At 47.1% G+C, this 11,409-nt stretch carries 5 protein-coding genes; 1 reads left to right on the top strand and 4 read right to left on the bottom strand.

Annotated features, from left to right (window positions below; all coding sequences use genetic code 11):
* Positions 1-163 precede the first annotated feature (163 nt).
* From KCO92_RS04690 to uvrB, 4 genes are all read right to left on the bottom strand, one after another.
* Positions 164-592: a hypothetical protein gene (locus tag KCO92_RS04690; protein WP_104695430.1), complete on the bottom strand. Its 429-nt coding sequence runs from the start codon at positions 590-592 to the stop codon at positions 164-166.
* 10 nt (positions 593-602) lie between these two features.
* Positions 603-881, bottom strand: coding sequence for an iron transporter (locus KCO92_RS04685; RefSeq protein ID WP_233710453.1), 279 nt, complete (start codon positions 879-881; stop codon positions 603-605).
* A gap of 11 nt (positions 882-892) precedes the next feature.
* The gene (locus tag KCO92_RS04680; protein WP_104695431.1) at positions 893-1,168 is read right to left on the bottom strand and encodes an iron transporter; all 276 of its coding nucleotides are present in this window, start codon (positions 1,166-1,168) and stop codon (positions 893-895) included.
* A 288-nt stretch (positions 1,169-1,456) separates the two neighbouring features.
* Complete coding sequence (uvrB, locus tag KCO92_RS04675; RefSeq protein WP_104695432.1) at positions 1,457-3,427, bottom strand: excinuclease ABC subunit UvrB; 1,971 nt, start codon at positions 3,425-3,427, stop codon at positions 1,457-1,459.
* 360 nt (positions 3,428-3,787) lie between these two features.
* On the opposite strand from uvrB, the gene KCO92_RS04670 reads away from it, so the two are divergent.
* Complete coding sequence (locus tag KCO92_RS04670; RefSeq protein WP_210647452.1) at positions 3,788-11,326, top strand: vacuolating cytotoxin domain-containing protein; 7,539 nt, start codon at positions 3,788-3,790, stop codon at positions 11,324-11,326.
* Positions 11,327-11,409 lie beyond the last annotated feature (83 nt).

The following is an 11,409-nucleotide window of genomic DNA, read 5'->3' as shown; positions in this document are numbered from 1 at the left end:
ACCAGCGCATAAAAGAAAATGCACGATGCAAAAGTAACAAAGGGCATGAGCACCAACTCCAAGCAAAACAATGTTGTCTTTTTCATTTTATGCTCCTAACAACGAAACGACTGCATGCCTATTAGTCTTTTTCATAGCTCCTAAAACATTTTAGTCGGGAAACCTACCTAAGGGGCGCCCCAGTAGTAGCGCGCCCCAAACACTCAGGACAATACTTTCCGATACAACTATCTTTATCCTTCACAGGGTCTGTAGGACAAGGGCTCTCATAACACATCCCCTCACACACGCACCGCTCTGCATAGCAAGGGCGATCCCAACGCCCCAGCCCCACAAAAACCCCACTCAGCACCACCAATAAGGTGAAAATCCCGCTCATTTTACAGCCAAAAGCCCAGCCCGTGCGCTTGTAAATCCCAAAAACTAACAAAAGAAACAGCGCGCCTAAGAACACTTGGCTGAATAAGGCTAAGTGAGAATGGCAAGCCTTGACAAGTTGCCCCCCGACAAACAAACACGCCCCAAAAGTCAAAATAGGCATTAATACTAACGCTAGCCACAAAAGCTCGAGAAATCCTTGTCTATTTTTCATCACCAACCTTTTAATATGTGTGGGATGCTATCATATAACAGAATACCACCACTAGCCCATTAACGATCCCACTCACCACACAGTCAAAAGACCGACCCGTGTGTTTATAAATCTCCCTAATGGGTAAAAAAGACAGCGTGCCCAACACAGCTACGCTCGCACTCCCCAAAATATGCGCGTGGCAACCACACTCATGCAATGTTTCTATCACCCCAAAACACATACACAAAGTGAAAAAGGGCATTAATACCAACACTAGCCCTGAGAAAGACGCTTCTTTAGTTTTCACCACTCACCTTTTCAATACACATAGGATGCGATCATATGGCAGAACAGCGCCACTGATCCATTAAGACCCCCACTCAGCACGCAGCCAGAATGCCAGCCCGTGTATTGATAAATCTCTCTAATGGGCAACAGAGACAACACGCCCAACACCGCTACGCTCACAAATCCCAAAACATGGGTATGGCAACCATAATCATGCAATGTTGCGATCATCCCAAAACACATACACGCAGTAAAGAGAGGCATTAATACCAACACCAATCCCAAGAGCACTTTTTTAGTTTTCATCATCAACTTTTTTAATCCGGAGTGCTGATCATAAGGAGGAACAACAGCGCGGACACAGCATTAAAAACCCCACTCACCACACAGCAAAAAGACCAGCCCGTGTATTTATAAATCTCTCTAATGGGTAAAAAAGACAGCCCATACAACACCACTATGCCCATCAAGACTATATTTGCCAAAGCCCCGCAACTATAATCAAGCGATATTACGATTATCCCAATGCACATACACGCCGTGAAGAAAGGCATTAATACCAACACTAACCCTAAGAAAAAGTTTTTCATCAATCTACAACCCTCTAATCCGTGCGATCTCATCGCGTAGTCTTGCCGCCTCTTCAAAGTCCAACACCTTAGCGCGTTGTTGCATTTGCGCCCTTAAAGTTTTAATCAGGCGATCCTTTTCACTCTTAGGCATTTTTTCTAGGGCTTTGGAGCGTTTGGGCTTGGCAGGCAGGCTATCGATCAATTCTTCTTCAACATGTCTTTGCACACTCTTAGGCTCAATGCCATGCTCTAAGTTAAAGGCTTTTTGTTTGGCCCGTCTCTCATCGCTAATTTGCATCGCTTTTTGCATGCTCGCCGTGATTTTATCGGCATAAAAAAGTACCTTGCCACGCACATGCCGTGCGGCGCGCCCCATCGTTTGAATCAAGCTGGTTTCACTGCGCAAAAACCCCTCTTTATCCGCATCCAGGATCGCCACTAAAGAGACTTCAGGCAAATCTAGCCCCTCCCTTAACAAGTTGATCCCAATGAGCACATCAAAAACCCCTAATCTAAGCTCTCTAATCAAGTGGTTACGCTCGATCGCATCAATATCGCTATGCAGGTACTGCACCTTCAAGCCCCATTCTAAATAGTGCTTGCATAACTCTTCGGCCATGCGCTTAGTCAAGGTAGTAACCAGCACGCGCTCTTTTCTGGCTACCACTACCTTTATGCTCTCAAATAAATCTCTAACTTGGTTAGCCACGGGGCGCACTTCATACTCGGGGTCTAATAACCCGGTGGGGCGGATAATCTGTTCAGCGATATGACCTTGTGAGAGTTCTAACTCTAGGGGGTTAGGGGTAGCTGAGACAAAGAGAAAATGGGGGGGTTTGGTGATAAACTCTTCGTATTTAAGCGGGCGGTTATCCAGCGCACAGGGCAATCTAAAGCCATAATCTACCAAGACTTGCTTACGGCTCAAATCCCCGGCGTACATGCCCTTAAATTGGGGCAAACTCACATGCGACTCGTCGACTATCACCAAAAAGGGGCGTTGCTTTTGGGCGAAGTAATCCATCAAAGTATAGGGGGTCTCCCCCTCTTGTTTGCCCGTGAAGTGGCGCGCGTAATTTTCAATACCCTTACAAATGCCTGTGGCACTAATCATCTCTAAATCAAATTCGGTGCGGGTTTTAAGGCGCTCATACTCTAGGGGTTTTTGGGCTTGTTTGAAAAAGCTTAGGCGTGCCTGCAATTCTTGCTCAATATCTTTAATGGCTTGTTGCAAACGCTCCGGACCCACAATAAAGGCATTTGCCGCATAGAGGGGGTAAGAGTCTAATTGTTTTAAGGGAGTGTTCTCCAACGCGTCCATGCTGGTGATGCGCTCGATCTCATCGCCAAAAAACTCTACACGGATAAAGTTTTCATCATTATAGGCGGGGAAAATATCCACACACTCCCCCACTACCCTAAATTTACCCCTCTCTAGGATTTCTTGGCGCGCATAGCCCATTTCTACCAGTTTGAGTAAAAATTGCTTATAAGGGCGCACTTGCCCCACTTGGATTTTTTCTAGCATGCTCAAATACTCCGCTGGGTTGCCCAGCCCATAATTAGCCGACACACTAGCGACCACAATCACATCCTCATAACTGAGCAATGAAGTTACCGCGCTCAAGCGTAGGCGTTCTAAATCTTCATTGATCGAGCTGTCCTTTTCGATGAAGAGATCGCGTCTGGGGATGTAGGATTCGGGCTGGTAATAATCAAAGTGGGAGATAAAGTATTCCACATGGTTGTTGGGGAAAAAGCCTTTAAACTCGCTATAAAGTTGGGCGCATAAGGTCTTATTATGGCTCATAATCAAGGTAGGCATTTGCAAGCGCGCGATCAAATTGGCCATGCTAAAGGTTTTGCCAGAGCCCGTAACCCCGATTAAAGTTTGGTAACGCGCCCCTTGCTTTACCCCCTCACTTAAAGTTTGCACGACTTTTTGTTGCTCCAAACTCATGGCATAGGGGGCGTGTAGGTTGAATAAGTTCATGTTATCTCTTTGTGGTTTTTAGAGATCATAGCGTAAAAGCAGGATTTGCAACATGCTTTCTATTATTTTTTATTATTATAATATGATTAAATAATATTACTAAAATTTGAAAAGAGGGACAAAGAAGACCTGAGAGAGTCTTTGGAGAGACTTATTGATTTTCCCGACTGAATTTTTGTATAGGTGTATGGGCGTGTGTGGCTTGCACCTCAGTTCAATAGCAAGGCGTTTCTGCTACAGCTTGAGATTAGTTGTTAGGAGTTGCGACTACGATGGTGACAAAAACAAGCAAATAATGTGCAAGTGGCTAGTTAGCGTTTTTGTGGTATAAAGGAGGGTTAAACATGGGAAAGGTTTTCTATGAAACAAGTGCACCCGCTTACCCTTAAACTCAGTCATGCGGTGGCCAAACGCATTAAGGCCAACCAATCCCAGCGCGCTCAACTTTACGCCTTTAGCCCCCGTGTCTTTGAACCCCCCAGGCCCAATCCCCCCAAACGCCCCTTGGTGATCCCCAAGCTCGCGCCGCTCCCCAAAGGGGCTTCTAAAGCGGGAGCTTTATTAGCGGGAGCTTTATTAGCGGGAGGACCCCTCAAGGCCGTTGCACCTAATAATGTCTGGAACACGGTGTATTGGCTAGGGCATGACACAAAAACGATGGCCAACGGCATTGCTTACATCGACCCCCTACTCAAAGACACTTTAAAGTGCGAATCTTACTCTTGGATTGGCACTTGTAACTATAACGCCAATTATAACCCCAATGGGAATTTTTTGGATACTTATTCAAGTACTGGAGGCGGTTTTAGTCTCAATTTTAACAACGCTACCAATACCGATACTTTGATCATTGGGAATGACAAAAAAGACCCCGCCAAGGGGGGGACTGTGCAAATTGGAGGGGTTGGTGGGAATGGAGGTTTGGTGGGCTATGTCACGGGCACCATGACTGCTCCCAATATCTACATGACCAATATTTTTAAAACAGGAAATGAATTTAAAACGGGGGGGGGCACAGACATCACCTTTAAAGCTACCCAGAATTTCACTGCCGATGGCCTCTACTACCAAACTCTCAAAGCGGGTACCCAGCGCTCTAACTCTTATTTCCAAGCGGGCACCACCATGAAAATGGAGGACATGCACTATGTGGATGAAACGGGGGGAATCACCAGTATCCATAGCGATCAGGAAACTATCATCACCAATAGTGACTTTAGTGGTTCGGGCACAGAGATGCACTTTGAGGCTAAAAAAAATGGTGTCAATAATGGCACTTTGAGCATGACCAACACGAGCATCACGGGCATGAGTGGTTTAGCCATTGAAGGCAAGACTTCCACCTTTAACAATGTACTCTTTGATGCCAAAAAGACCAATTTTAAAGCCGACCAGCTCCAATTCACCGATAGCACTTTTGCAGGGGAACCTACTTACACCTTTCAGAGCATGGGTGCTAATGGACAAAACAGCGTCACTTTTGCTGGTGTAAACACTATTCTGACAGGGAGTTCGCCCTTTTTGCAACTGAAAAGCAATGTAACTATTGCTCCGGGGGCAGTCTTTAATATCACCCAGGGTTTGAAAGTGGGGCAAGACTATACCCTATTTGACAACCCAGATAAGATAATGTACGGGGGGCAAAAACTCAAAAACCTCTCCAGTAGCCAGATTGCCCAGATTTTGCAGTTTCAAGGTCTCTCCTCAAGCAATACGACAAGTACCGGGAATGACCAAGCGACCCTAGAGGATACCTCAGGTGGATACAAAACCTTTGAAGTCAAAGCGACTTGGAACAATGGAAAGCTTGTGCTCAATCCAATCACAATTCCTACCAATGTTTGGGAGTCTATCTTTTGGTTGGGTAAACAGGGCGTGTCGACAAGTTTTAATACCAATGGGGGTGTGGCCTATGTCAATCCTTTGCTAAAGAATACCAGCGGGCCGTGTTATAACGCTGTTCTTTGTTGGGGTGTTCCTAATCCTGGTATCTACAATGCCAATTACAATCCTAATGGGAATTTGCTCCCCACTTATGTGCGCGGAGCCGGGGGAGATTTTACGATCAATATCAATGGGGGTGGGGTGTTTGTGATGGGCAATAGCCGGGCAGCTCCGGCCACGGGGGGGACGGTATGGTTTGGGAACCAAGCTCTAGCAACCGGTGGAACGCGCTGCCTTATCGCATGCGGTTTTATTAATGCTAAGTTCAAGGCTGATAACGATATTTACCTCACCAATACCATTAAAACCGGAACTTTTGCCTTTGGAGGTGGGGCTAATTTGACTTTTCAAGCTGGCAACAATCTCACCGCCGATGGCTTGACTTATGAAAATATTATCACTGTCTTTCCTGGAATGGCAACTCCATTTGGCAGTCAGCATTCTACGGGATACTTAATTGCCAAAAACGATCTCACCATCCTTAACTCCATCTTCAGCGATGCCTCTTGGGGAGGCTTTAGCTTCAGTGGGCATAAGAGTTTGAGCATGAGCAATAGTGATGTGCAGGGCAGCCAGTCGGCTATTCAAATGGACTCGCCTACTATCAACCTAGTGGGCAGCACCTTTGGGCTGGGCTTGGGAAGTAATATTTATGTAAATGGTTTTGGCAATGGTAACAATACTACCACTTCTACTGGAGCTCCTGCGGGGACTGCTGTCAGCGCAGTAGCGAGCAATACTCTCTTTAGCCTCAATCAAGAAAGCCGCGCGCATTTCTTGGGCGACCTTGTCCTCAAAAACAATAGCGGGCTGTGGCTCAATAACGCTAGTCAGGCGGAGGTTGTAGGGACTTTATGCCTTGGGAGTTCCCTCAATCCGGAAGAGAACGCACCCTGCACTAAGATTGTCCAAGACAATCAAAGCAATCAAAATCAAAATAGTCAGAATCAAAGTCAAAACAATCAAAATCAGAACAACCAAAACAATCAAGAAGGTCAAGAAGGTCAAAGTGCGGGCACGGAAAGTCCGCCTCTCCATGATAATAGCGTGATCAATTTAGATCACCAGAGTACACTGACCTTGAATGGGGGGACATACTTCATGGATAGCGCGCGCTTGAGTTTGCTCAATCAAAGCACGGCGACTTTTAAAAAGGCGATCACGCTTGCGGATAATGCGGTACTGAGTGTGAATAGCGGGAGTACGATCACCTTTAGTGATAACGCGCTCTTTGGCGGGGAATCTACTTTAGGAATCAATGATCCCAACTCGAATGTAAAGTTCGAAAAGGATGCCACCTTTAGCGGGAGCTCCAGCTTAATTCTCTCTAACCAAGCTACAGCGACCATTAAGGGCACCACAGAGCTTGATGATGGCGTGAATATCAACTTGGCAGGGGCTAGCTCTCTTAATATGCAAGCACTCAATCTCAATGGGGCAGATGTTGCCTTAATGGGACAGAGTACGCTCACTGCTGGCGACACCACAAGCACAGGCAGTAGCTCCTTTTATAGCAAAGAGAATAGCACGCTGGAATTTGGGAGTTTTAACCTCGATGGGAGTTTGACCCTTAAGGGGATTCTCACGCCCAATATTGTCAAGCCTTACATGGATGTCAAGGGGGCGTTCAAATTCGGTAGTGCGGGCTTATTGGATATTTCTAATGTGGATATTTTCACCGCATTGCCCCATAGAACCTCTAAGGTCTATAGCATTATCAACACCACGCAAGGGTTTACAGGCATTAGCGGAGCAGATGGGTATAAGAGGATCGATTTCTATGGAATGAAAATTACAGACGCCACCTATGATGCTGCGCAAAATAGCTGGAGCTTTGCCAACCCCCTCAATGGTGCGCAGACAATCACAGAGAGTCTGCAAAATAACAAGCTTGTCGTGACAATCTCACAGAGCTTGCACCCTGTGGAAACTTCGCTCTTCAACATCGCGCCCGAACTCTACTACTACAGGGAATCCCGACAGAATGTCGCGGGGACCCAATACGATTACCAAGACGCGCGTACGGGTACCTTCTTTTTAGACAGCAATTTAAAGGGCGTGTTTATCCCGCCTACGACCTCCATGACTAACCCCCTAATACCCGAAATCCCGGGCACCTATGGGGCTTATAACCAGCCCCTAGACCCTTTGCACATCTACAACCCCGCTATCACACAGGCTAATTTGAGTGGTCTTTATAATTTGGCCTCTGGTCTGTGGCCTCAGTTGGAGAGTCTACTTAAATCGGGTGTACTCAGTAATTTAAACGACCCGACTAAGGTGATGCAAGCCCTAGAGAATGCTCATGTTACCCTTACTCCTGAGCAAAAGCAAGAGCTTACCGACCTCATTGGAGGGCTCTCTGCACGAATCAACCAAACATTTGAGAATGGTACTTTGGTGGTGGGAGGCGCACAGGTGGGCAAAACTCAAAGCGATAGCGTGATCTGGTTTGGGGGGAATGGGTATAGCGACACTTGTAGCGGGCCCTCTAGTTGCCAGGAATTGCGTAGCACCAATCTGGGCCAGTTGCTCGAATCTACTTCGGTGGGCTTGGGCTACATTGATGCTACTTTCAATGCCAAAGATATTTATATCACGGGCACTTTAGGAAGCGGGAATGCGTGGCAGACTGGAGGGAGTGCCTCTGTGAGCTTTAATAGCGCGAGCGATCTAACTCTCAATGAGGCTACTATCACTGCAGAGGGCACCGATCAAATCTTCCCCCTTTTAGGGCAGGAGGGCTTTTATAAGATTTTAGGGCAGGCGGGCTTAGGGCAGACTCTGGGTAATCTCATTTATGAGAAGGCTGCAGGCGATGCGCTGTTGCCCTCCAGTATCCAAAGCTTGGGGGGGTTGTTGCCTTCCAGCATTGCGGATAAACCTCTGGGCGATCTCTTTGATGCCAAGGACATGAGTGCGCTCTTAGAATTGCCCGACATGATGAGGATTATTAAGGAGGTTGTCAGTAGTAAAACTGTGGGGTCGTTATTGGGAGATAATGGCTTGATTCAAGACTTTAGCGAAAAGACGCGGAATTGGATTTATGGGCAAATTAGCGATGCCATTGGCAAAGCCTCTCCTGCAGCACAAACGGCTCTAAATTTTGGCGGGGGTTTAGATGGTGCTAGAAAAATCATCAACGGCTTTTATAGCAAAGACACCCTTTGGACGCTCATGAACCAGCTTGCCCCGCTTACAGGCATGACCTTGCAACAAGCTATTGATCAAGCCGGTACCGACGCTGGCATTGAGGCCGCGCAAAAATTTTTAAATGACACCACCTTTGGGCAAATTTTAAAAACCGTCCTGACTCAGCAAGACCTCATCAATAAAAGTGTGGCGTGGCTAGGGCCCCAAATTTTGGGGAGCATGATGGATGTGGCCATTCAAAATGTGCTCAACCCTCCGCCCGCTCTCACTGACATGCTAGGCAACACCACCGCCAAACTTTTAAACCAGCTGTTGGGTCCGGATTTGCTCAATACCCTGAACCAACTAAGCCAACAAAAAGACCTCCAAGCCATTGCCAATGCCATTATGCAAGACAAGGGTTTGGGAGGGTTGTGGTCTAGGGGCTTGGGCAGCGTGCTTTCTGATGGCCTGCAAAAGCAATTAAAAGAGGTTGGCGTGGGCAATCTCTTGGCTCCCAAGGGCTTAAGCTGGCTGTGGGAAAAGGGCTATTTTAGCTTTATGGGCGCTCAAAATGTCTTTGTCAACAATAGCAAATTTAGCAATGCCACGGGGGGGGCGTTGAGCTTTGTAGCTGGGGATAAAATTGTCTTTAATGGCACTAATAGCATTGATTTCACTAACTACGCGGGCACACTGAACTTTTTTTCTAATAACCAATCCGATATTGAGGTGAGCACACTCAATGCCACCAATGGGCTCAATATCAATGCGCAGTTTAATAATGTTACTGTCAAAGCGGGCACGCTGACTACAAACAATGAATACGAGGGCATTAATGTCAGCGCACTCAATTTTAACTACTTGGGCACCATTGAGGCCAAGGGTGGGAAGGTGGACCTCTCAGCGATTACGGGGAAAACGCTTTTAGGCACGATTAATCTAGCCCCAAATACCTCACTTTTAGCCAATAACTTGAGTATCAAAGACGCGCTCAACAATGCCTCTACGCGCATCCCAATTCAACCCCAAACTTCCCCTAATCAACCTCCCCCCTCTGATAGTGCCGTGCAGATAGCCCAAGACTTTACCCTCTACTCTGGGGCGACTTTGACCACTAACCCCAGTGGAATTAATGTGGGCGGGGCGTTTAGCTCTCAGGGAAGCATGTTGTTCAATGCTGGGGCACAAAATGCCAACACCCCCTTTATTGATGTGAAGGGCATCGCCACGCTTAAACCCACTGCTGACACGCCCCCTCTCTCCCTCAACACTCAGGCTAATAACGCAGCCTACACTTTGGTGCAGGCTAAGTGGATTGATTACAATCTCTACAACAAGCCCTTTAACCCCAATAGTTGGAAGGATTACTTGAGCCTGTATACCCAGCTGAGTGTCAATGGGGGGCGCATGGAGCTCAACGCTCGGGGGGATGGATTGGTCTATAATGGTAAAGCAGTGGATATTGCTAATCGGGGCTTGAGCGTGAGCTATGAAAACGCTCAAGGGCAAAAGGTAACCTCTTCGATCGCCTATAACAATATCCAAGTGGGGGTGGGCAAGCAGCCCGATATCGTGGTCCCCACGATTCAAGAGTATATCCAGCAAATACAGGGGAGCTCAAGCGTGCAGGCCGTCTATAAGGCGGGTGGCCCTAGGGTGATGGAGTGGCTCAGTGCGCTCTTGGTCGACACCAAGAACACCCCGCTTTTTGCACCCTATTATTTGGAAAACAACTCGTCTGCTACTTTGGTTAAAATGGCTAAGGACATCGCCAATAGCATTGACCTCATCGCCAGCCCTTCGCTCAAAAACAATTCGACCGATATTTTGCAGCTCAACACCTACACCCAACAGATGAGCCGTTTGGCTAAACTCTCTAATTTCACCGCCAGCGTGCCTACTTTCCATGACTTCTTGGAAGATATCAAGGGTGAACGCTTTGCTAGTGCTGTGCCCAATGCGATGGATGTGATCTTGGCCTACTCCCAACGCGACAAGATCAAGAATAACCTTTGGATGCAGGGCGTGGGGGGGGCTAGCTTTGTGGCTGGGGGTACGGGCACTCTGTATGGAATCAATGTGGGCTATGATCGCTTTGTGAAAGGCGCAATTGTGGGGGGGTATGTTGCCTATGCCTATAGTGGTTTTCATGGCAATATTGTGAATGCCAATAGCAATAATGTCAATGTGGGGCTTTATAGCCGTATCTTTGCCAAAAATAGCGAGATCACTTTGAGCGCGAATGAGACTTGGGGCTATAACAAGAACTATGTGAATGCCGCCAACCCCATTCTCTCCATTGTCAACCAACGCTACAAATACAACACATGGACTACTAATGTGGGCGTGAACTATGGCTATGACTTTTTCTTTAAAAATAAGAGTGTGGTGCTCAAACCCCAGATTGCCATGCGTTATTACTACATCGGGCTCTCTAGTCTACAGGGGATCATGGACAACCCCATTTACGATCGCTTTAAGGCCAATGCGGATCCTAATAAGAAATCCGTGCTCACCCTCAATGTTGCCCTAGAGAGTCGCCATTATTTTGGCAAAAACTCTTATTATTTTGTCATCGCGGACATCGGGCGCGACCTCTTTGTGCACTCTTTGGGGGATAAGTTAGTGCGCTTCATTGGGAATAACACTTTGAGCTATCGTAAGGGTGGGCTCTACAACACCTTTGCGAGCTTGACGATGGGCGGAGAGGTGCGTTTGTGGAAATCTCTCTATGTGAATGCGGGCATTGGCGCGCGTTTTGGGTTAGATTACCAAGATATTAATATTACAGGCAATATGGGGATGCGCTATGCTTTCTAAGCAGTATTTAAGAAACTCCGCGCTACAATCACAGTCCCCCTCCTTTTAGCCCTGAGAGGTTCGCCTCTTGGGGCTTTTTTGTT

Source organism: Helicobacter salomonis (assembly GCF_017979425.1).
Taxonomy (GTDB): domain Bacteria; phylum Campylobacterota; class Campylobacteria; order Campylobacterales; family Helicobacteraceae; genus Helicobacter; species Helicobacter salomonis.
This window is presented reverse-complemented; position numbering and strand designations above follow the sequence as displayed.